The following is a 22,218-nucleotide window of genomic DNA, read 5'->3' on the forward strand; positions in this document are numbered from 1 at the left end:
GGATCAGATGGGGCGCTGCGGCGGGTGGGGCTGGCAGCAGCAGCACGAGCCGTTGCAGGAGCAGGACTGCGACGCGCCCGTTTCGGGCAGCGCGACGGCGTCCCGCATGGTGGTGACGCTCAGGTCGTCGAGGACGAGGTCGTTCTCGTCGAACGCGAGGTCGATCATCTGAACCTCCAGCGGTCAGGTGGTCGGCAGCTGCGGGGACGGGTGCCCGGGCAGCTGCGGCTGCTGGCAGCAGCAGCACGAGCCGCACGAGCAGGACTGCGACGCGCCGGTTTCCGGCAGCGCGACGGCGTCCCGCATGGTGGTGACGCTCAGGTCGTCGAGGACGAGGTCGTCGTCGTCGAACGCGAGGTCGATCATGGAAGCCCCAAGTGGTTCGGTGCGGTCAGTCGGACGACAGCTGAGGCTGCGGCTGCTGGCAGCAGCAGGTCGACCCGCAGCACGAGCAGGACTGCGACGCGCCCGTTTCGGGCAGCGCGACGGCGTCCCGCATCGTCGTGACGCTCAGGTCGTCGAGGACGAGGTCGTCGTCGTCGAACGCCAAGTCGATCATGTGAGCCCCAAACGTCGGTGCGGTCAGTTGGACGGCAGCTCGGGCTGCGGCGGCTGGCAGCAGCAGCACGACCCGCAGCACGAGCAGGACTGCGACGCGCCCGTCTCGGGGAGCGCGACGGCGTCCCGCATCGCGGTGACGGCCATGTCGTCCAGGACCAGGTCCTCGACGTCGAAGGCCAGTTCCAGCGGATTGATCGCCATGATGGCACCTCCTTTCCGGGAGCGGACTTTAAGTGCGTGGCTCACGTCCCGGCAAGAGTTCGTCGGAAAGGCTCCGGTCGGCGTTTTGGAAAACCTATCGGGCTCATTAACGGACTGTGTCAACACCCCAGAAGTGGGGGTAGCGGCAGAACCCTGCGAAGCGGTCCCTGAACTGCGGATACCAGGGTGCCCGGGTGGGTTGCGGTACATTGCGCGACGATGAACCCGAAGTTTTACTCGACCAGGCCGTCCTCGCACGCGCGACGCGCCAGGTCCAATTTGGTATAGGTGGCCCGCCCGCATTCGGTGTACTTCTGCTTGACCCGGTCGAGGTATTTTTTCGCGGTGTCCGGGCGCACTCCGGCGCGGCGGGCGGCGGTGGCCAGCGTCAGGCCGGACACGTACCCGACGAACACCGCCCGCTCCTGCTCGGAAAGCCGGGGCTCCCACGCGGGCACGGGTGGTGGCGCCGGGTCGCCCGCGGCGGCGGTGCGGATTGCCGAAGCCAGGCCGGCCAGCCCCGCCGAGCGCGCCACGACGCCGTGCGCGCCCGCGCGGGCCGCGTCGTCCGCCGCCACCGGGCTGATCACCGCGACGATCCGGCGGCCGTCGCGCAGCAGCGTGCGCACTGCCGCCAGGCTCACCGTCACGCCGAGGTCGACCACCACGACGTCCGCCCGCGGGTGTTCGCTGCCGGCCAGGTCGGCGACGCCGGTGACGGCGCCGACGACCCGCAGGTCGGCCGTCGCGCACAGCCACGCCGTGACACCGTCGAGCAGCATCCGGTCGTCCACGAGCAGGGACACGGTGATCATGGGGGCACGCTCCGGCGGGCGGTCGGGTGCCGCAGCGTGCCGGCCGCCGGTATACGCCCGGTATGCGCCGCGTGTTCCGCTCGCCCCTCGGCGTGCGACATAACGTGAGTCGGTAGTGGCGAACTTGGGGGAGCACCGGAGATGACGATCAGCCCATCGGTGTGCGCGGAGCGGGAAGTGGGGCTGCGCCTGCTGGGCGGCACGGCGGTCGACGGTCGCGCGGCACGCGGTGTCGTGCCCGGCGGGGTCAAGGCGCGCACGCTGCTGGCGGTGCTCGCCCTGGAGGCGGGCGCGGCCGTGTCCACCGAACGGCTGCTGGATCACTTATGGGAGGTGGAGCCGCCACGCAGCGCCGTGAAGAACCTCCAGCTGTACGTGCTGCGGTTGCGCCGTTGCCTGGACACGGCCGGTGCGGGCCTGTCCAGGCTGCTGGTCCGGGTCGGTCACGGCTACCGGCTCGACGTGCCCGCGGAGGCCGTGGACGCCTTGTGGGCCAGCGAACTCGCCCGGCGCGGGGCGGTGGCCGTGCGGGCGGGCGCCTGGGGTGAGGCGGCCGGGTTGCTCGGCGCGGCGTTGGCGGACTGGCCGGTGGACGGGTTGGTGGGGCTGGTGCCGTCGCGGCCCGCGCTCGCCGCGGCCACCGCGTTGCGGGAGCGCAGGTTGGCCGCGGTCGAGCGGCTGGCCACCGCGAAGCTCGCCCTGGGCGCCGCCGCCGAGGCCGCCGACCTGCTCGTGGCGCAGGCCGCCGCGCAGCCGACGCGTGAGTCCACGCACGTGCTGCTGATGCGCGCCCTGTCCGCGGTCGGCGACCGGGCCGGCGCGATCGCCGCCTACCACCGGCTGTGGCGCGCGTTGCGCGACGACTTCGGCATCGAGCCCGGTCGCGCGGCGCGTGCGGAGTTCGACGGGGTGCGCGCGTGACCGGGTGCACCGCACGTCCGGGTGAATTCCGGAAACACCGGGCGTGTTTTTCGACACGGTGCCCGGACCATTTACCGCGGACTGCTCGTAATCGGTGGAAAGCCGATGCCCCGGACCGGCCGCGAGCGTCCGGTTCGACCGGTTCCCGCGGCCCCTCCCGGCCGGACCCATTGGGGTGCTCCCATTCCCTGGGACGACACCCCGGCCCCAGGTCAGGGCGGCGCGGGGCGGTGTGGGAGACTGCGCCGCATGGCTCCTCTTCGCTTCGCCCTGCCCAACAAGGGCTCATTGAGTGCTCCCGCGGCGCAAATGCTGGTCGAAGCGGGGTACCGGGTCCATCGGTCCGGGCGTGAGCTGATCGTGGCCGATCCGGCAAATGATGTGCAGTTCTTTTTCCTGCGGCCCCGGGACATCGCGGTGTACGTGGGCGCGGGCTCGTTGGACGTCGGCATCACCGGGCGGGACCTGCTGCTGGATTCGTCCGTCTCGGCGAAGGAGATCCTGCCGCTGGGCTTCGGTCGGGCGTCGTTCTACTTCGCCTCCAAGCCGGGGGGCATCAGCGACTCGGCCGGGCTGGCGGGCAAGCGGATCGCCACCAGCTACCCCAACCTGGTGCAGGACCACCTGGCGGAGCACGGCATCGAGGCGGACCTGGTGCGGCTGGACGGCGCCGTGGAGACCGCCGTCGAGTTGGGTGTCGCGGACGCCATCGCCGACGTCGTGGAAACCGGCATCACGCTGAAGACCTCCGGCCTGGAGACGTTCGGCAAGCCGATCCTGAAGTCCGAGGCGGTGCTGATCCAGGGCGACACCGTGGACGACGTACCCGCAGCCGCCCGCTCGGTGGAAATCCTGCACCGCAGGCTCCAGGGCGTCCTCATCGCGCGCCGGTACGTGATACTGGACTTCGACTGCCCGGTGGCCACGCAGGAAGAGGCGTTCAAGCTCGTGCCGGGTATCGAGTCGCCCACCGTGTCCCCCCTGGCCCGGGAGGGCTGGGTAGCGGTCCGCTCCCTGGTGCCGCGCGACGACGCGCCGTTCATCATGGACGAGCTGTGGCGCGTGGGGGCACGCGCCATCCTGGTCAGCTCTTTGGACACCTGCCGCATCTAGTTCCGCGGGGGGCGGCCCCCCGGTGCCGCCCCCCGCGCTCCCCGTCGGCCCACTCCGGTTCCCGGCCGGAACACCCGCGCTCATCCGAACGCTCCCGCTCGGCCTCAGCCAACCGCCGCTCCACGCGCATACGCGAGGCGCCCGTTCCACCTCCGCCACGCCCACGTGGTCCGCCGCTCCGCGCGTGTGCGGGCCGCCGCTCTGTGCGGGCGGGTTCCCGCTCCGCCCCCGTCGCGTCCAGTGCGGTCCGCTGTCCCCGCGTGTGCGCGAGGGCTCCCGCTCCACCTCCGCCAAGACGCGGCCAGAACACCGCATGCGCCGCGCGCGTACGGGAGGCCGACTGTGCGCGTCAGCCTCGACGGGCGTCGGTCGCCCACGCCTTCGTGACCCAGCCTCGCTCGGCCTGGTCCGAGCAGCCCCCAGAACGGGAACCAGGCCGTCCGCGTCATCGGAGCCCGCCGGATGAGTCGGTTGTTCACTTCGCGGCGCCCCCGGGTGCGCGGCTGCGGTGCCGCCGTGGCGGTGCGGGTCACCCGCCGCGGGGTCGGTGGGTGTCGAGTGGCGCGGTCGGGCGCGTCGGTTGCGGCGCGGTGGGGAGTCCGGCGGCGGCGCGCGGGTTCGCGCCGGTGCGCAGACCTCGTGGACGCGGCTGGACACCGGCTCGGAGCAGCATCGCGCGGACCGCGCCGTAAGCGACGTCGAGTTCGGCGGCGATCGTGCGGATCGAGGCGTTCTGCGCGTACCGCGTGGGCGAGGAGCAGGTCCCGTGATGACGCTGGTTCGGCGCGGTGGGTCCGTCCTGGTCGTCCCGGGTGGTGGTGTGGGCGGTCGGCCGCGGCCGTGCAACACGGTCAACAACGCCGAAAAATTCGGGCCACCACCCTGTGGGCGCCGACCACCCTCAGAGGAGTCGCGACGGGGAGGCGACGTCGAGCGGGTCGGAGGGGCGATCCTGCGGCGTTGCAAGAGAAGCGGGATCGACGTCGTGGGGGAGGGATGAGGCTCGGATAGAGCGCGAGCCTGGCCGAGAGCACGAGCAGATGGGCCTCGGTGTTAGGCGGTGGCAAAGCGTCAAGCAACCCGCTGATCTTGTCGCGCAGCACCTGATGCCAGGCCGTCAACCTGTCGAAGGTGATCTCGGTGAGTCCGACGTCACCGAGAGGGTCCTGGAGACGCTCGACGCCGAGGAACCGCTGCACATCGAGGCGGGCAATCCGGAGTTCGTCGACGTCGATGCCGGCATGCAGCACCTGACGCGGCTGTGCCGGCGGCTTGCGGACGTCCCGCCGGCGTCACTCGGCCGGGGGCTCCGCGCGTGGCGGTTCGTCCAAGCCGAGCTCGCCGTTCTCCTCCTCGTCGTCCACCCGAGGACCGTGGCGGCGCCGTTATTCACCCTCGACCGGCGAGTTGCACGATCGGGTGAATCAGGTTCGCGTCGGCGAAAAGACCGTAGCCGTGACGCCGGTCACGGCGGTACGTTCCCGCAAGCACAGCGCACCGGCGGATCGTCGGTGTGGGGGGCGCTGGGGTTGCCCAGGGGTGCACGGTGTCGGGCCGGGGGTCGGCGAGCGCGAGGCGAGAACTTCACCACAAGTCAAGGGGACGGGGCACGCCTCCCGAGCAGACGTACCGATGGCCCACCGAGTTCCGCGGCGAGGCAGCGCATGGGCGAGATGGGGAGTGCCATGCCGTCTTCGGAAGCCGGGCGCGGAGGCGAGGGCGGGGCGGTGTCCCGCCGGACGATCCTCGTGGTCGGTGGCGGTGGTCTGCTGTTGGCCGGTCTGCCGCGCGGGTCGTCGGTCCTGGCGTCGTTCGTCCAGGAGGCTGAGCCGACGCTGCGGCTGGACCTGCTGCGGCGCGAGGACATGCTGAAGCTGCACTACGACTTCTACAACCTCCAGGTGTCCCACGCCTCCGACCCGCCGACGCTGGTGGTGGTGGACGGCACGCGGCAGTCCCTGGTCGTCGTGCGGTTCGACTCGCAGCACCTCATGGAGGAGACGACGTTCGTCTCCACCCAGGGCGGCAGCCCGCCGCCGCCGGAGGCGCTGCCCGCGCCGGGTGAGGTCCTGACCAAAGCGGTGGAGCCGAGTCGGATCGCGTTCCTCGTCCCGCCGACGGTCAAGGCGCTGCCCTACACCGAGGACGGGCTGCTCGACTGGTCGGGCTGGGTCATGCGGGTCGTCCCGGTGCTCGCCGAGGGCGCCCAGCAGGCGCCGACCGAACTCCAGACCGACCTGAGGCTGGTGGACTGGCTGCACCTGACGCCCGAGCAGGTCGCGTCGTGGGCCCACGTACGGCACCCGGTCGAGGCCGGCGGCCGGACCGAGCTGTGGCACACGCGGCTCGCCGCCCGGGACGAGCGGGGCAGGCCGGACCCGTTCCGGGGGCCGAACCCGGTGCGCGCGGTGGCGGCCGACGACGTGCCGGCGGACACGAAGTTCAAAAGCCTCATCGGGTACGGCGGCAACCGGGACGTGCCGAAGCGGCTGGTGTCGCAGAGCAACGCGGTCGAGCCGGTCAAGGCCGAACTGCTGCTGCTCAGCGCCCAGGGCTCGTCGGTGGAGCTGGCCGGCGAGTGGGGCGGCGACCTGCCCATCGCCCAGTGGCGGCACCGCTCCTCCCTCGGCCGGGACAACTACGTGCGCATCGAGGAGCGCGGTTTCCTGTTCCCGTACGGGCACCGCGCGGTGCTGGTGACCGAGACCGAGCGCCAGATCATGCCGGACGGCGCCGCGCACCTCATCCAGCGCGCCCACATCCGGGTGCAGCAGCCGGTGAAGGACTACTCGGAGAACGCGTTCCCCTTCACGTCGGTGCGGATCCTGCTCGCCGCCACGCCGAACCTCGCGCCCGTCCCGGAGAAGATCCCGGCGCGCAAGCCGGGGGAGCCGCCGACGTCGGAGGCGCGCACGTTCTGGGTGCAGTACCTGCCGGAGGGCTCGGCGGACCCGATCGCGGACCGCCGGGACATCCCGTTCCCGATGGCCGCCACGGACTGGGCCGGCAACCGCGTCGAGTTCACCGCGTTCCTGGCGTTCGTGCACGTGGAGGACGCCTACGCGGGCGACGCGCTGGCCGAGCTGCGGGCGGTGTTCGGCGCCGACCGCTACCGGCCTGGTGACCTCGGCGCGCGGCGGACCCACGCGCTCGGCGGTCAGGAGGTCGCCTTCGCGCCGCCGGCGGGCGGCAACCCCGCGGCTCGGGCCGCGCCGGCGGAGGGCTCCACCGTGCTGCCCACGGCCGCGATGTACCTCAGCAGCGCCGCGGGCGACCCGGCGGGACCGTGGCGGTGGCTGGCGGAACCGAACTTCGTGCCGCGGATGCTCGCCGCCGAGGTCCGGCTGCCGTCGGTGGAGACGTTGGTGGGCAAGGAGGTCACCGCAGCCATCGGGTACGACCCGGACTACGTCGCCGGCTCGTTCGAGCGGGTGAAGGGCGAGGCGTTCGCGCGGGTCCAGCGGACCGTGGCGCAGGTCGGCGAGCTGGTCCTCAAGCTCGCGACACCGGGCGCGACGCTGCCGACCGGCGGCGAGGTGGCGGCGCAGTTCGGCTCGGTCGTCGCCAACGTGGGCGGCGTGGCGAGCCCGGACCTCGTGATCGGCGGCCTGTCCCGCGCGCTCGGCCCGCTGTCCGGGCCCGCCGAGGTGGTCACCGACATCGTCCGCAACGGCCGGTTCGACCCGAAGAAGTTCTTCGCCGAAGGCGCGAAGCTGCTCGGCGGGATCAGCATCGGCGACCTCATCGGAGGCGTGGACCCGGTCGACCCGACCAAGCCGATCCGGCTCGACCTGGACAGCGGCCCGCGGATCGTCACCACCAGGGTGCACCCCGACGGCGACGTGACGAAGCCGCCGGAGGCCGTGAGCACCACCGTGGACTGGACGCCGCGGCTGCCGTCCGGGCTCACCGCGGGCGTGTTCTGGCCGAAGACCGACGACGGCCGCACGACGAGCCTCACCCTGCACGGCGAGACCAGGACCGCCCTCGGCGACGGCGCCACGACCTACGTGATGACCGGCGACCTGCGGGACTTCGCGCTCGAACTCGTCAAGGGCGACGACCCCGTGCTGTCGTTCGTCAAGCTCACGTTCCGCCGGTTCGCGTTCGAGGCCAGGGACAACGCCAAGCCGAACATCCACGTCGAGCTGGCGGGCGTGGCCTTCAAGGGGCCGCTCGACTTCGTCAACACGTTGCAGCGCTTCCTGGTCAGCTCCGGGCGCGGGCCCGCCGTCGACGTCCAGCCCGTCGGCATCTCGGCCGGCTGGACGCTGGCGATCCCCGACGTCGCGATCGGCGTGTTCACGCTCCAGCACCTGGCCTTCAGCGCCGCGCTGCACCTGCCCTTCGACGGCGGCCCGGCACGCGCCCGGTTCGCCTTTTGCAGCCGGGAACAGCCGTTCACGCTCACCGTGTCGCTGTTCGGCGGCGGCGGGTTCTTCGCGCTCGCGGTGGGTGCCGACGGGTTCGAGATGCTGGAGGCGGCGATCGAGTTCGGCGGCTCGGTGGCGTTCAACCTCGGCGTCGCCAGCGGCGGTGTCTCCGTGCTGGCGGGCATCTACTTCAAGCTCGAACTGACCGACGGCCGCGAACTGGTCACGCTGACCGGCTACCTGCGGGCCAACGGGCAGCTGTCGGTGCTGGGGTTGATCACCATCTCCGCCGAGTTCTACCTCGGCCTGAGCTACACCAGCGAGGGCAACCGGGTGGAGGGCGAGGCCTCGCTGACCGTCGAGATCGACATCCTGTTCTTCCACAAGTCGGTGACGCTGCGGGTGCACAAGAGCTTCGCCGGGCCGTCCACCGCTTTGACCGACGGCCGGGCCGCCGCCGCGCCGCCGAAGTTCGGGGACCTGATGGGCCGCGACGACTGGCACACCTACTGCGACGCCTTCGCGGCCTGACGGGGAGGACGACCCATGCCCGCGACCCAGACCCTGGTGAGCACCGCGCTGCCGAACGGTGTCCGCGCCGTCGACGGCCGGCCGTTCCTGTTCCTGTCCGCCTACCTCACGCCGCGCCTGGTCGGCTCGGACCGGCTCGCGACCTTCCCGGACTTGCTGGCCTGGCCGGACACGCCGATCGCGTTCGACGTCCGGATCGGCACGGCCGCGCCGGTCCGCGCCACCCCGGCGGGCCCCGGCCGGCGCGCCGACCTGTGGCGGAAGCTGTTCCGCGACAACGCGCCGGTGACCGACCACCGGGGCGCCCCGGACATCACGCCGGAGACCACGTACGTCCGGTCCTACCCGGTGCGCGGCGTGCACCACTTCGTGCGCGGGCAGTACGCGGCGATCGCCGCGCACAACCCGGCCGAGCACCCGAGGCTGGACGACTACTCGGAGCCGCGCGGACGGGACGGGGAGGGCAAGCCGACCTACCTCCTGCACACCACCTGGCTGTCCCCGGAGGCCAAGCGGGCCGCCGTCGCGCGGCTGCGGGAGGTGCTGGCCGCCACGCACGTCCTCGACGGCCGCACCGCCGAGGAACTGGCCAGGACGGCCGACCTGTCGGCGCAGCAGCTGAACTTCCTGCTGGCCGAGCAGTTCCACGACCGCAGGCCGGAGCACAACCCCGGCGGACCGCGGGACACGGCGGGCGACGGCCCGGTCACCGCGCCGAACCCGGACTTCCACCTGGTGCTCGGCGCGCTCGGGCAGTACCCCGCGCTGCTGCGCCTGCTGGGCCTCGTGCACGACCTGCGCGTCCCGCTGCCGGACCCGGTCCCGGCAGGCCCGGTCGGCGTGTCCGTGACCCCGGTGTGGACGCCCCGCGCCGATCCCGGTCAAGTCCAGACGCTGCCGCCGGTGGTGACCGTGACCGAATGCGTGATCACCGGCACGACGTTCACGCCCGCCGCACGCGACGCGCTGGTCGCCGGCGGTCTGCTCCGGCTCGATGCCGCCGACTTCGACGTCACCGAACTGGACACCGACGCGGCGGCGGTCAAGCTCCTGGCCTTCGCCGAGACCATGTCGCGCACCACGATCGGGGAGCACCCCGACCGCCGTCCCGCGCCGGACAGCCCGGACGCCGAACCGCCGCCCGCGCTCCAGAGCGGCGGGCTGTCGATCAACCACACCGGCCGGGCGCGGCGGGTCTTCGCCACCGTCGTGCAGGCGCAGGCGTTGCAGGGCGGCCAACACCTGTTCGCCGAGGACATCACGCGCGGCCTGCGGATCGACGTCCGTGACGACACCACGGGGAAGTGGCACAGCCTGTGCCTGCGCGACGGGGTCTACACCTTCGCCGGCGCCGAGGTCGCCGCCTCGGACGAGGGCGTGGTCACCACCGCGCACACCACGCAGTCCGACGACGCGAGCCGGACGTTCTACCTGCACGAGTCGCTCGTCCGCTGGACCGGCTACAGCCTGGTCGCACCCCGGCCGGGCCGGGCGATCGACAACGGCGGCGGCGTCGTCGACGGCGGCAGCACGGCGCCGGGCGAGCACTTCGACCTCCGGACGGCGTTCCGGGCGAAGCCGGGCACCCTGCCCAAACTGCGCTTCGGGCGCACCTACCGGTTCCGCGCGCGCACCGCCGACCTCGCGGGCAACGGGCCGACCGTCGCCGACCCGCCGGGGGACACCGGGGCGAGCGAACCGGTGACCTACTACCGGTTCGAGCCGGTCGCCGCGCCGACCGTGCTGTTCCGCAAGCCGCGCACCGAAGGCGAGTCCGCCGAGCGGATGGTGCTGCGCAGCGACGTCGACACCCCGCCCGCCGCGGACTGCCAGCGCCACCTGGCGCCCACCCGGATCTCCCAGCTGATGGCCGAGCAGCACGGCCTGTTCGACGTCCCGCCGAACCCGCTGATGCCCGGCGGGATGAACAAGGCGGCCTACGACCTGATCCGGGAACGGGACACCGGCTCGTTCGACCGGGGCGGCACACCGGACGGCGACTCGTACGGCATCCCGTTCTTCGACACCGACCGCCTCGCCGTGCCCTACCTGCCGGACGTGCTCAGCCGCGGCGCGGCCTTCACCGGGCTGCCGGGCACGGGCGCGGACGAGGTCGTCACGGTGGACTTCGACTTCGGCCTGCTCGGCGCGTGGCCGGACGCGCGGCCGTTCCGGGTGCGGCTGGTCGAAGGTGAGGGGAAACCGGACTTCGACGCGCTGTTCCGGGTGTTGACGGTCCGGGTGCCGAAGGGGCGCACGTTCGAGGTCCGCTACCGCAGCCGCGTCGACGCCGCCGACCTGGCGCTGCTCGGGCAGTGGGCGTGGCTCGTGCGGGCCGTGCGCTCCGGCGAGGTCACGCCGCCGCCCGGCACCACGCTGGACTCCCTGCGGGACTCCGCCGTGTTGGGCCGGATGTGGCTGCTCACGCCGTACCGCACGCTGACCCTCGTGCACGCGACCAAGCGGCCAGTGTCGCCGCCGGTCTTCGCCAAGCCGGTGGCCGTCCGGCTGCCGGGGCAGACCTACGCCAGGGTGATCGACCAGTTGCGGTTCGACCGGGCCAGCACCGGCAAGGTGGACCTGGAGGCCACCTGGACCGAGTGGGTCGACCTGCCCGACCGGCCCGCGCCGGTGAACCGGCCGGGCAGCGCGCACGCGTTCCAGGTCGTCGCCGAATCGGCGGACCCCACCGACACCCTGCTGCCGGTGGACCGCACGCACGAGTTCCACGACACCAAGCACCGCAAGGTCACCTACACCCCGATCGGCACCACCCGGTTCGCCGAGTGCTTCGTGGAGCGCGCCAAGGTGCGGCCGACCGGCGTGGAGCCCGTGAAGGTGGCGGACGGCATCGCACCCGGCACGGACATCGTGCGGGGCAAGGACATCACCTACGTGCGCGGCGCCGACTACGCGGTCGACTACGCGGCGGGCACCATCAGCAGGGTCGGCGACGCCATCCCGTCCGGGGCGGAGGTCGAGGTGGCCCACGTGCCACCGCCGATCACCAGCGCGGGCGTCGCCGTGACGGTCGACGTGCCCTCGTCGGCCCGCCCGACCGCACCGGACGTGGCCTATGTCGTGCCCACCTTCGGTTGGCGCACCGAGACTTCCGAGCGCGGCATCACCCGGACGCGGCAGGGGAACGGTCTGCGCGTGTTCCTGCGCCGACCCTGGTACTCGTCCGGCGACGGCGAGCAGCTCGGTGTGCTCACCGCGGACGACGGGTCCCGGGCCGCCGACCTCACCCGGTACACCACGCGGTGGGCGCAGGACCCGGCTTGGCGGTCCACCGCGGTCACCCGCCCGCCCGCGGTGACCGACTTCCCGCTGGCCGCCCACCCGAGATCGGGGCTGGCGCTCGCCGAGGGGGAGAAGGACGAGACGATCGCCGACGCCACCGTGTCGGTCGCGCCGCACGACGTGGTGTACGACACCGAGCGGGGGCTGTGGTTCTGCGACGTCGTGCTCACCCCGCCCCAGCCCGCGCCGTACCGCCCGTTCATCCGGCTCGCGCTGGCGCGGTACCAACCGGTGTCGCTGCACGGCGTAGAGCTGTCCACCGTGGTGCAGGCGCAGTTCGCGCAGCTCGACCCGGACCGGGCGCTCACCGTCGTGGACACCGACGCCACCCGGATCGCCGTGACCGTGGTCGGTGTCGGCTACACCGAGGTCAAGGCAGGCACGGCGGCCGTGGTGACGGCGACCGTGCAGACCGCCGATCCCGCGCTGAGCGGCAACGTCCGCTGGTCCTCGGGCACGGCGCCCGTCGTGCTGGAGCGCGAGGTGTCGGGCGGTCAGACGTTCTGGCGCGGCACGCTCACCCTGCCCGCGCCCCGCGGCAGCCGCCCCCTGCGGCTCGTCGTGGAGGAGACCGAGAAACCCCGGGAAGGCGGCGAACGGCTGGTCTACGCCGACGCCGTGGAGCTTTAGAACAGCACCGTCGAAGGAGAACCCGTGCACCGGTTGCCAACACTGCTGTGCACCGCGCTCGCGGTGCTGCTCGGCGCGTCCACCGCGTCCGCTGTGCCTGCCGAGCGCTCGGCGGCCGAGCTGAAGGCGGGCGTGGTTCACGCCCGCGCCGCCGCCCTGCCACCCGGCGGGTTCGGGAACGGCATCTTCCAGGTCCACCTGCAACAGCGCCAGGGTTTCGGCATCGGCGGCTTCACCGTGCTGACCGGGCCGGACCACCCCGCCGGGCCGGGGCTGAACGTCCTGTTCGGCGACGGCGTGCCCGGCACCAGCTTCATGACCGTGCGGAACCTGGTGCGGCGCGAGGACAACGTGCAGTCGCCGTACCTCACGCAGCCGGGAGAGGTGTCCCTCGACGACCGCTCGCCCCGGGTGGTGCGGGTCGGGCCGACGTCGTCCCGCGTCACCTGGTCCGTCTACACCACCGAGGCGTCCGCGACGGTGACCCAGGACATCGTGGTGCACGGGACGACGGTGGCCGATTCGAGCGTCGAGGTGACCACCGGCGTCGACGGCGCGACCGCCGACACCTTCCAGGTCCAGTACCTGTGGGACGTGGCCAACGGGCGGGACGACGGCCCGGTCATCCAGCAGGTGCCCGAGGGCGGCGGCTACCGGCCGTTCGCGACTCCGGTCACCACCGAGCAGACGTTCACCGGGGCGAACAGCTTCGCCGCGGCGGACAACGACCGCGACCCGGCCGCGCCGACGTCGGCCACCGGCTTCACCGGCGCCGGGCCGTCCCGCGTCACCCCGACCCCGACCCCGCCGGAGTCGGTGAAGTACGCCTGCTGGCCACGCGCGGTGGGCGCGCCGTTCGGCTCCTACCGCACCGATCCGACGGTCGACGTCAGCACGTCCGCTTCGGACTGCACGCGGACCGGTTCCGGGGCCGACTCCGCCCTGCTCTACCTGTTCCCGCGCATGGCGTCCGGCGCGCGGGTGACGGCGTCGCTGTTCGCCACACCCACCACCCCGTACCCGACCGCGCTGTCGGTGGCCCCGGTGCGGGTCGGCGGCAGCCCGAGCCTGGCCGCGACCCTCACCGACACCACCGCCGGCCGCCCCGTGCCGGGCCGGGCCGTGACCTTCGCCGCCGGCTCCCGGGCGTTGTGCACCGCCGTCACGGGTGCGGATGGCGTCGCGGCATGCGGAGGGGCGGCCGAGGGGTTGGCGGCGCTATTGGGCTATTCGGCGACGTACGCGGGCGGCGCGATCTGGGCCGCCACGTCCGGGCGGCGGTGACCGATGCGCCGGACCACCGCCTTGGCAGCCGCCCTCCTGGCGACCACGCTCACCACCCCGCCCGCCCGGGCCGCGATCGACCCGCGCGACTTCGGGATCTGGGCGGGCTACGTCGCCCGCAACGACTCCCGGCCGACGCACTTCTTCGGCTCCGTCTACGCGGAGTGGACCGTGCCGCCCGTGACGTGCAAGCACAGCAAGGACCTCTACGCGGCGTGGGTCGGACTCGGCGGCGGCACCCCGACGGACGACTGGCTGGTCCAGGGCGGCACCGTGACGGACTGCAAGACCCCTGACGGCCGTCCACGCCACTACGCGTTCTACGAAGCCGTCCGCCCCCAGGGCACCCCGTCCCCGCCCGTGAGGGTGCGCAACGCGGTCGACACGAACGACCGGATCGTCGCGAGCGTGTCCTACGACCGCCGCACCACCTGGGTCGTCACCGTCAGCAACACCACGAAGGGTTGGCAGTTCTCGAAGACCTACGACAACCTCGAGGTGGGGCCGAGTTCGGCGGAGGCCGTGGTCGAATCGCCCGCGCACAACTACCCGGACTTCGGCAACGTCTCGTTCCAGAGCGTGGCCGTCGACGGCCTGCCGATCAGCCGGGCGAACCCGGAGAAGTGGCGCGCCTTCGACAGCAAGGACATGTTGATCGAAGCCGAACCGGGCTCCATCGCCACGACACCGGCCGGGAAGGACGGCTTCCCCGTCTTCTGGCGCCGGGAGTGATCCCCACGTCCTCCACCACAGCCTGCCCCGGCAGCCGATGGGGTCTCCAGGGCGCCGTGGCCGTCGAGCCGACGTTGTACCGCGCGCCGCTCGGCCACCCGTTGCTCGATGCGGTTGCCCGAGGTCACCCGGTTGTGCCGGGCGCCCATGTGCATCGCCTCACCGATGGTGCGGGCGACCGTGTAGCCCAGCCCGGTCGCGGGGTTCGCCCGACGAGGTCGATGTCGCCATACTCGGGCCGGTAGCACCGCGAGGAGCGCAGCAGCCGCGCCGGACGTGTGCGGGCAGGCGTCGCGTCACCGACCTCGTCAAGCGAACGTCCGCTCCTGCCGATGAGCGGGTGTCAGCCGGCGGAGCGTTGTCCGATGATCGCGGTCAACCCCTCGGCGCCGCGGCCGGCCGCGATGAGCGCCTCGATCCTCGCCGCTACCTCCGGTAGTCCACCGTCACCGAGACGTTCCCCGGCTCGTAGTTCCACGAGGTGGCGGACGACCGTCAGGTGCTCGGTGAGGTTGGCGGGACCTGCCGGGTAGGAGGCGTGCAGCATCTCCGACACGGTGGCGGGGACCGCCGCGACCACGTGGTTGAGTTGGGTGTTCGCCGTCCGGGCGAACTGCTCCACGTCGATGCCGGCCTCGCGTGCCGTGTCCAGGGCTCGAAGCAGCCCGAGTTGGGCGTCATACCACACCCCGAAGAGGGCGAGGTTCCAGACCGCGGCCGCCTCCGGTGCTTCTCCGACCAGGCGTGGCGTGCCCAGCAGTTCCAAGACCGACCCGTATTGCTCGAAGGCGTGGCGGGAACCGCTGTACAAGATCGTCGCGGTACCGGTGCCGATCATCTCGGGCGAGGCTTGGATCCCCGCGTCGACATATCGCGCGCCCAGGCTCGCGACCCGCTCTGCGGCTTGCCGCGCCTGGTCGGCAGTGCCGGTGTGCATTCCGACGATCGTCCGCCCGGACAGGTCCGCGTCCAGGTGGGTGAGGCACTGCTGTACCGCCGCGTAGTCCTTGAGCGTCAGCAGGACGAGCGGACTGGACAACACCGCCTCCCGGAGCGTCCGCGCCGGCAGCGCCCCCGCGGCCACCAGAGGAGCAGCACGACTCCGAGTCCGGTTGTACACCGTGACCTCGTGCCCACCGTCAAGCAGCCGACACACCACCGCACTACCGACGGCCCCCGTACCGATGACCGCGACCCTGGCTGATGGCTTCTCGATCTCGACCATGACACGATCTTGGAACTTCGACCATTCTGGAGGTCAAGCCGGTCACTCACCGCGACCCACCGCCATGCCGCGAAGCGGGCGCTTGAACCCTCGTATGCCCGCGCAGGGAGAGCGAGCTTCAGGGGTGGCCGGAGCATCGTCACCCGGCAGGAGACGTGTCGGCAGCTTGGTGGTGGAGGCCCGATTCACGCTGTCGCGGCCGGATGTGTCAGGAAGCGGCGGTGGGTAGGTCGTCGTCCGCTAGACGGGACCAGGCCGTTGCGGACGGCCTGGCTGGTCGTGTCGTGAACCTTCGCTCCTGCCGGTTGCCGGAGGTTCGGTCAGGTGGGGTTCGCCGCGGGACGGCTCTGTGTGCTGGTGTCGGGTGCGTGGTCGAGGGCTGCTTGGACGAACGCGCGTACCTGTGTTGTTTCGTTGGTGGTTCGCCAGGTGAAGGCCCATTGCGCTTCGGCAGACGGTGCGACGTTCTTCTCGGTGCACTGGAACGTGAACGGCTTGTTTCGCATCACCGAGGCCGGCGACGGCACCGTAACCGCGACCTTCGACCCCATGCGCGTCGGCACCGACGATCCCGGTGACGTCGTCCCTGACTGGGCCGCCGAGGTGCCGTTCGAGGTGGGCAAGCTGCGCGCGACATCGCCGGCTGTCGCCGAGCAGCAGACCGGCGTGCCGTTCGACCAGGTGTGGCCGGCAGCCAAGCTGCCGACGTACCGCATCCCCGATCCCGATGTGTTGTTGAAAGGCGTGGGGGGCTCGGGGGAGCTGTAACAGCACCTGGCAGATCTGGGCCGAACCGACAAGGTAGCTGTCGAGTCACGCGGAGTGCTCGCGGGTGTCAGGCGCGGGCGGGTTGGCCGTGTGGCTGAAAACGCAGCGGTGAGCTGACATGTACTGCGAAGTGTCGGTTGGCGAAGGACTTCCCGCGCCCGCGGATCGGGTCGGCTCGACACCGCGCCGGCACGGTCCCGCGCACCCGCGATGTCCTCGCACCGGGAATTGTCGTACCCCGCCGCTAGCATCGCCGAGCGCGTTCGCGCGTCTTCTGGCGTGCTGCTAGTTCCGGTCTGGCGGGACGTCTCGCGCCCTACAGGTGTGAGGAGGTGGGCCATGCGACCGCTGCGCATCGCCGTGATCATCGGCAGCACGCGCCGCGCCAGGGAGGGGGAGGCGATCGGGCACTGGGTGGCGGAGTTCGCCTCGCGGCGCGACGACACCGAGGTCGACCTGGTCGACCTGGTCGACTACGACTTCCCCGCCGCGTACCCGGACCGGCCGACCGAGGCGGTGCTGCGGTTCACGTCCCGCGTCGCGCGCGCGGACGGGTTCGTGGTGGTCACGCCCGAGTACAACCGCAGCTTCCCGGCGTCGCTCAAGCAGGCGATCGACTACGCCTACGACGAGTGGCACGCGAAGCCCGCCGGGTTCGTGTCCTACGGCTACCGGTCGGCGGGCATGTACGCGGTGGAGCAGCTGCGCGCGGTTTTCACCGAATTGCACGTCATGACGATGCGCGACGGCGTGGGCGTCAACCTGCTCGACGACGGGCCGCTGGACGACGAGCGCCGCCGGAGGGCGGCCACCGCGATGCTCGACCAGCTGACCTGGTGGGCCGAAGCGCTGCGCGCGGCGCGGCAGGCCCGCCCCTACGTCTCCTGAGAGGGGAACAACTTGAACGCGATCGAAACCTCCGGCCTGGTGAAGGTTTTCGGCGACACCCGCGCGGTGGACGGTGTCGACCTCACCGTGCCCGCCGGCACCGTGTACGGCCTCCTCGGCCCGAACGGCGCGGGCAAGACGACGACGGTGAAGATGCTCGCCACGCTCCTGCGCCCGGACGACGGGGAGGCACGCATCTTCGGCCACGACGTGCGCGCCGACCCGAACGCGGTGCGCCGCCTGGTCAGCCTCACCGGCCAGTACGCCTCGGTGGACGAGGACCTGACCGGCACCGAGAACCTGCTCCTGCTGGGCAGGCTGATCGGCCACCCGCGGGCACGCGCCCGGGACCGCGCCGCGCAACTGCTGTCGGCGTTCGGACTCACCGAGGCCGCGGGCAAGCAGGTCAAGCACTACTCGGGCGGCATGAGGCGGCGGCTGGACATCGCGGCCAGCATCCTCAACACCCCGAAGCTGCTGTTCCTGGACGAGCCGACCACGGGCCTCGACCCGCGCAGCCGCAACCAGGTGTGGGACATCGTCCGCGCGGTCGTCGCGCACGGCACCACCGTCCTGCTCACCACCCAGTACCTGGACGAGGCCGACCAGCTCGCGTCCCGGATCGCGGTGATCGACCACGGCCGCGTCATCGCCGAGGGCACCAAGGGCGAGCTGAAGGCGTCCGTCGGCGTCGGCTCGGTGCACCTGCGGCTGCGGGACGCCGACCAGCGGCCCGCGGCACGTGACCTGCTCGCCCACGTGCTGGACGCGGAGGTGTCGCTCGACGCCGACCCGGTGGCGCTCACGGCGCGGCTGTCCGGGCGGGCCGCCGAGCAGGCCGCCGAAGCACTGGCGCGACTGTCCCGCGAGGGCATCACCGTGGACAACTTCTCCCTCGGCCAGCCCAGCCTGGACGAGGTCTTCCTGGCCCTGACCGACAAGCAGAAGGAGGCGGCGGCGTGACCGTCACCGAGGACATCGAGGCGCTCGCCGCCCCCGACACGAACAACCTGACCGAGGTCCTGCTCGACGACGACCAGCCGACGCGCCCCAGCGCGTTGTCCGCGTCGCTGACGTTCGGGTGGCGGGCCGTGCTGAAGATCCGGCACGTGCCGGAGCAGCTGTTCGACGTCACCGCGTTCCCGATCATGATGATCCTGATGTTCACGTACCTGTTCGGCGGCGCGCTGGCCGGTTCGCCGGGGGAGTACCTCCAGTACCTGCTGCCGGGCATCACCGTCACCAGCGTCGTGATGATCACCATGTACACCGGTGTCGCGGTGAACACCGACATCGCGAAGGGCGTGTTCGACCGGTTCCGGACGCTGCCGATCTGGCGGCCGGCGCCGATGGTGGGCTACATCCTGGGCGACCTGCTGCGTTACGTGCTGGCGTCGATCGTCATCATGGTCGTCGGCCTGGTCCTGGGCTTCCGGCCCGGCGGCGGGTTCGTCGGCGTGGTGCTCGGCGTGGCGCTGCTGGTCGCGTTCTCGTTCGCGTTCTCGTGGGTGTGGACGATGTTCGGCCTGTTGATGCGCAACGAGAAGTCCGTGATGGGTGTCAGCATGTTCGTGCTGATGCCGCTGACGTTCCTGTCCAACGTGTACGTCAACCCGGAGACCATGCCGGGCTGGTTGCAGGCGTTCGTGGACGTCAACCCGATCACGCTGCTCGTGCGGAGCGTGCGCGCGTTGATGGCGGGCGAGTTCGACGCTTCGGCCACCACGTGGACGCTGGTCTACGGCGTGGTGTTCACCGTCGTGTTCGGCACGCTGACCATGCGGCTGTACAACCGGAAGTGACCGGTGCGGGAGGCCGCGTGCCACGCGGCCTCCCCGGTCACAGCCGGAAGTGGTCCGGTCCGGAGTAGACGCACGTGGCTCCGGTCGACACGTGCTCACGCAGGTGCGCGGCGAGTTCGGGGTGCCGGCCGTCGAGCTTGCGCAGGGTGTCGCGGATGCGCGCGGTGACCGCCTTGCGTGCCCGCTCCGCCTCGTCGCCGAGCCTCCGCGTGCGGCCCGCCAGCCCGGCCGCCGCGCGCAGCTCGGCGAGCAGCGCCGCGCGTTCCCGGTCGAGGGCGGCGGCACGCTCGTCGTCGAAGGCGTGGTCGATCTCCTCGTCCAACCGCTCCAGCCGGCGGCGGTAGGCGGCCTTCGCCTCGTCGTCCAGCACCGGGTCACCACCCAGCCGCGCCGACGGCGCGGCCTCCGGGTCGAGCAGGCTCACCGCCGCCACCGGGCTGCCGGGACGGCTCAGCAGGACGTGCAGATCACGCAGCCCCTTGGAGTCCGGCATCCGGACCGTCGTGCCGCCGTAGGTCAGCGACCACACGTCGGCGTCACGGCGGAACTCGTTGGGCGGCAGGTGATCCGCCAGGTGCCGCAGGTCCAGCGACGCGGCGTCGCGCACCACCCGCCGCGCCAGGTCGTCGGCCGCCGCGCCGCGGGTCCGCCGCGCGGTTGCCAGGTGCCGCAACGACTCCACGGCCCACGGCCGCGCGCCCATCGCCTCCGCCGACCGGTGTGCCGCGGTCAGCTCCGCCACGGCCTCGTCGCACCGGTCCAGCACGAGGTCCACCAGGCCCAGCCACAGGTCCACCGGTCCGCTGATGTCGCAGCCGTAGACCGAGACCAGCCAGTGCCCCCGGTGCGGCGCCAGTTCCGCGCGCACCCGCTCCGCCAGCTCCCGGTCGCCCGCCGCGTGCGCGTACTGCGCGCGCAGCCGCTGCCACAGGGGTTCGAACATGCGCTGGAACCGGTCGTCCTGCGGGTCGTGCGAAGCCAGGCACGCGCGGGCCGTCTCCAGGTCGCCGCGCGACACCGCGGTGATGCCGCGCAGCAGCTCCGGGTACGGGTAGCGGCTCAGGTCGAGCCGGTCCACGTCCTCGAACCGGCCCTGGAGCAGGTACCGCGCCCACCACAGGTGGGTGTGCATCATGTGGAAGCCGCCGGTCTCGGCCGCGGCGAGCGCGCCCGCCCGCGCCAGGTGGGCGTCGCTCTCGGTGAACCGGCCCCGGAACGCCGCGACGATGCCCTGGTCGACCGCCGCCGCGAACGCGAACTTCGGCAACGCCCACCGCTCGGAGTTCGCCACGAACACCCGCAGCTGGTCGAGGTAGGCGGGGTCGCCGAGTTCGACCATGGCCACCCAGCGCAGGGACGACGCGTAGTGCTCGGACGTGCGGTCCGCGATGCGGCGGGCCACCTCGCCCAGCTCGCCGGTCAACGCCAGCCGCCGGCGCGCGGTGCCCAGGCCCCACGTCGTGTCGTGCTCCGCCCACAGGCTGTCCGCGAGCGCCGGGTCGTCCTGCCCGTCCCGGGCGAGCTGCGCCACCCGCGCGCCGAGCCGGCGCGCCACCACGTCGGCCGGCTCGTCCGGCGGCGGCCCGATGAGGCGCCGGTGTGCTTCGCGGATCAACGCCGCGCCCTCCTCGTCGGCCTCCGCGTAGCGGAACCGGAGCAGCGCGACCCGCGCGATCGGCTCGGGTTCGTCGAACGACCGGGCGAGCCGCACCGCGCGGTCGAAGTGCCGGGTCGACTCCACCGGGTCGCCGCAGTGGAACAGCTCGTGCGCGAGTTCCAGTTCGAGGCGGAGCACGCGGTGCGGATCGGCGGTCCGCTCCAGCGCGCGCCGGTAGTGGCCGGCCGCCTCGTCCACGGCCATCCGGCTGCTCGCGTCCCGCGCGGCGGCCACGATCAGCTCCACCGCGCGGTCCTCGGGCAGCTCGTCGCCCGCGAGGTGCGCGTGCCGGGCGAGGTCCGCCGGGATGGCGTGCTCGGCGAAGTCGCCCGCCAACGCCGTCGCGACCGCGGCGTGCCGCGCGGCCACGTCGGTCAGCCCCGCGTAGAGCGCTTCGCGGACCAGGTCGTGGGTGAACGCGAACCGGCCCGCGCCGAGCGCGCGCACCAGCCGCGCCTGCACGGCCTGGTCGAGCAGCCGGTCCACGTGCGGCACGGGGCGCGCGGCGGTCGCGGCCAGCACCCGCCGGTGGAACTCGCGACCGAGCACGGCGGCCGACGCCAGCAGGTCGCCGACCGGCGCGGGCAGGAGGGACAGCCTGCGCCGCACCGCGTCCCGCACACCCGGCGGCACGGCGGTGACCGGGCTGCCGCCCTGCCACAGGCGTGCGGTCTGCTCCACGAAGAACGGGTTGCCGCCGGTCCGCCGGTGCACCTCGGCGACCAGCTCGGCCGCCGGCGCGCGACCCGCCGTGCCCGCCATCAGCTCGCCCACCTCGGTCTCGGTCAGCCCGGTGAGGGTGACCGACGTGGCCCGGCTGACCAGCGGCGTCATCAGTGGGGCCAGCGGGTGCCCGTCCGCCTCGACCTCGGCGTCCCGGTAGGTGCCGACCAGCAGCACCCGCTCGAACCACGTGTGCTGCGCGGCGAACTCCAGCAGCCGCAACGACGCGGCGTCCGACCAGTGCAGGTCCTCCAGCACCACCACGACCGGCCGCCGCTGCGACGCCGCGACCAGCGCCGAGGTGACCGCGTCGTAGAGCGGGAACGCCTCCGGCCCCTGGTTGGCGGGCGCCTCGCCGAGCAGCACCGCCAGCCACTCGTGGTCGACCCGCGCCCACTCCTCGGGGTGCGCGGTGCGGCGCAGCGCCCGCACCACCTGCACCCACGGCCAGTAGCCGGGCGCGGAACCGGAGTCCCAGCAGGAGCCCCCGAGCACCAGGGCGCCCAGTCGCCGCGCGCGGTCCGCCGCGCCGGTCACCAGTGCGGTCTTGCCGATGCCCGCCTCGCCCGCCACCAGCACCAGACCGCCGTGGCTGCGCGTCGCGCGCTCGACCTCGGCATCCAGCACCGCACCGGGGTGGTCCCGTCCGATGAGTCGCATGACGGTCCCGAACCTACTCCATCCGGGTGTC

Annotated in this window: 17 protein-coding genes and 1 pseudogene; 10 read left to right on the forward strand and 8 right to left on the reverse strand. The window is 72.5% G+C overall.

Annotation, left to right across the window (positions count from 1 at the left end; translation table 11 throughout):
* Positions 1 to 3 precede the first annotated feature (3 nt).
* From KZQ38_RS11470 to KZQ38_RS11490, 5 genes are all read right to left on the reverse strand, one after another.
* Positions 4 to 168, reverse strand: a complete 165-nt coding sequence (locus KZQ38_RS11470) for a thiazolylpeptide-type bacteriocin (RefSeq protein ID WP_257901192.1) — start codon at positions 166 to 168, stop codon at positions 4 to 6.
* A 15-nt stretch (positions 169 to 183) separates the two neighbouring features.
* Positions 184 to 366 carry a thiazolylpeptide-type bacteriocin gene (locus KZQ38_RS11475; RefSeq protein WP_257901193.1) on the reverse strand — a complete coding sequence of 61 codons (183 nt, stop codon included), beginning with the start codon at positions 364 to 366 and terminating at the stop codon, positions 184 to 186.
* Between the two features lie 25 nt (positions 367 to 391).
* Entirely contained in the window at positions 392 to 559 is a 168-nt protein-coding gene (locus KZQ38_RS11480) for a thiazolylpeptide-type bacteriocin (protein ID WP_257901194.1), read from the reverse strand.
* A 23-nt stretch (positions 560 to 582) separates the two neighbouring features.
* Positions 583 to 762 carry a thiazolylpeptide-type bacteriocin gene (locus KZQ38_RS11485; protein ID WP_257901195.1) on the reverse strand — a complete coding sequence of 60 codons (180 nt, stop codon included), beginning with the start codon at positions 760 to 762 and terminating at the stop codon, positions 583 to 585.
* Positions 763 to 995: 233 nt separating this feature from the next.
* Positions 996 to 1,577: a hypothetical protein gene (locus KZQ38_RS11490; protein ID WP_219441009.1), complete on the reverse strand. Its 582-nt coding sequence runs from the start codon at positions 1,575 to 1,577 to the stop codon at positions 996 to 998.
* A 141-nt stretch (positions 1,578 to 1,718) separates the two neighbouring features.
* On the opposite strand from KZQ38_RS11490, the gene KZQ38_RS11495 reads away from it, so the two are divergent.
* Together KZQ38_RS11495 and hisG are read left to right on the forward strand one after the other, a co-directional pair.
* Positions 1,719 to 2,498: an AfsR/SARP family transcriptional regulator gene (locus KZQ38_RS11495; protein ID WP_219441011.1), complete on the forward strand. Its 780-nt coding sequence runs from the start codon at positions 1,719 to 1,721 to the stop codon at positions 2,496 to 2,498.
* A gap of 249 nt (positions 2,499 to 2,747) precedes the next feature.
* A complete protein-coding gene (gene hisG, locus KZQ38_RS11500; RefSeq protein WP_219441013.1) occupies positions 2,748 to 3,611 on the forward strand; it encodes an ATP phosphoribosyltransferase in 864 nt (287 codons plus the stop codon).
* A gap of 529 nt (positions 3,612 to 4,140) precedes the next feature.
* Here hisG and KZQ38_RS37485 read toward each other — a convergent pair.
* A pseudogene (locus KZQ38_RS37485) lies at positions 4,141 to 4,347 on the reverse strand (helix-turn-helix domain-containing protein); the annotation flags it as partial.
* A gap of 949 nt (positions 4,348 to 5,296) precedes the next feature.
* Between KZQ38_RS37485 and KZQ38_RS11505 the strand changes: the two are divergent.
* From KZQ38_RS11505 to KZQ38_RS11520, 4 genes are read left to right on the forward strand one after another with little or no spacing between them, the layout of a single operon-like run.
* A complete protein-coding gene (locus KZQ38_RS11505; protein WP_219441015.1) occupies positions 5,297 to 8,515 on the forward strand; it encodes a hypothetical protein in 3,219 nt (1,072 codons plus the stop codon).
* A 15-nt stretch (positions 8,516 to 8,530) separates the two neighbouring features.
* Positions 8,531 to 12,448 carry a hypothetical protein gene (locus KZQ38_RS11510; RefSeq protein WP_219441016.1) on the forward strand — a complete coding sequence of 1,306 codons (3,918 nt, stop codon included), beginning with the start codon at positions 8,531 to 8,533 and terminating at the stop codon, positions 12,446 to 12,448.
* Positions 12,449 to 12,472: 24 nt separating this feature from the next.
* On the forward strand, positions 12,473 to 13,732 hold the full coding sequence (locus KZQ38_RS11515) for a hypothetical protein (protein ID WP_219441018.1): 1,260 nt from the start codon (positions 12,473 to 12,475) through the stop codon (positions 13,730 to 13,732).
* A 3-nt stretch (positions 13,733 to 13,735) separates the two neighbouring features.
* Complete coding sequence (locus KZQ38_RS11520; protein ID WP_219441020.1) at positions 13,736 to 14,464, forward strand: G1 family glutamic endopeptidase; 729 nt, start codon at positions 13,736 to 13,738, stop codon at positions 14,462 to 14,464.
* 343 nt (positions 14,465 to 14,807) lie between these two features.
* Here the strand turns inward: KZQ38_RS11520 and KZQ38_RS11525 are convergent, their stop codons facing one another.
* Positions 14,808 to 15,689: an NAD(P)-dependent oxidoreductase gene (locus KZQ38_RS11525; RefSeq protein WP_219441022.1), complete on the reverse strand. Its 882-nt coding sequence runs from the start codon at positions 15,687 to 15,689 to the stop codon at positions 14,808 to 14,810.
* Positions 15,690 to 16,106: 417 nt separating this feature from the next.
* Between KZQ38_RS11525 and KZQ38_RS11530 the strand changes: the two genes are divergently transcribed.
* The 4 genes from KZQ38_RS11530 to KZQ38_RS11545 all read left to right on the forward strand — a co-directional run bounded on the left by KZQ38_RS11530 (position 16,107) and on the right by KZQ38_RS11545 (position 19,147).
* Positions 16,107 to 16,457 carry a hypothetical protein gene (locus KZQ38_RS11530; protein WP_219441024.1) on the forward strand — a complete coding sequence of 117 codons (351 nt, stop codon included), beginning with the start codon at positions 16,107 to 16,109 and terminating at the stop codon, positions 16,455 to 16,457.
* A 339-nt stretch (positions 16,458 to 16,796) separates the two neighbouring features.
* Positions 16,797 to 17,345 carry an NADPH-dependent FMN reductase gene (locus KZQ38_RS11535; RefSeq protein WP_219441026.1) on the forward strand — a complete coding sequence of 183 codons (549 nt, stop codon included), beginning with the start codon at positions 16,797 to 16,799 and terminating at the stop codon, positions 17,343 to 17,345.
* Positions 17,346 to 17,357: 12 nt separating this feature from the next.
* A complete protein-coding gene (locus KZQ38_RS11540; RefSeq protein ID WP_219441028.1) occupies positions 17,358 to 18,308 on the forward strand; it encodes an ATP-binding cassette domain-containing protein in 951 nt (316 codons plus the stop codon).
* Entirely contained in the window at positions 18,305 to 19,147 is an 843-nt protein-coding gene (locus tag KZQ38_RS11545) for an ABC transporter permease (RefSeq protein ID WP_219441030.1), read from the forward strand. Before KZQ38_RS11540 ends, KZQ38_RS11545 begins: the two co-directional genes overlap by 4 nt.
* A gap of 37 nt (positions 19,148 to 19,184) precedes the next feature.
* On the opposite strand, the gene KZQ38_RS11550 is transcribed toward KZQ38_RS11545, so the two are convergent.
* Positions 19,185 to 22,187, reverse strand: a complete 3,003-nt coding sequence (locus KZQ38_RS11550; RefSeq protein ID WP_219441032.1) for an ATP-binding protein — start codon at positions 22,185 to 22,187, stop codon at positions 19,185 to 19,187.
* Between the last annotated feature and the right edge of the window lie 31 nt (positions 22,188 to 22,218).

It is taken from the genome of Saccharothrix obliqua, assembly GCF_019375475.1.
Classification (GTDB): domain Bacteria; phylum Actinomycetota; class Actinomycetes; order Mycobacteriales; family Pseudonocardiaceae; genus Actinosynnema; species Actinosynnema obliqua.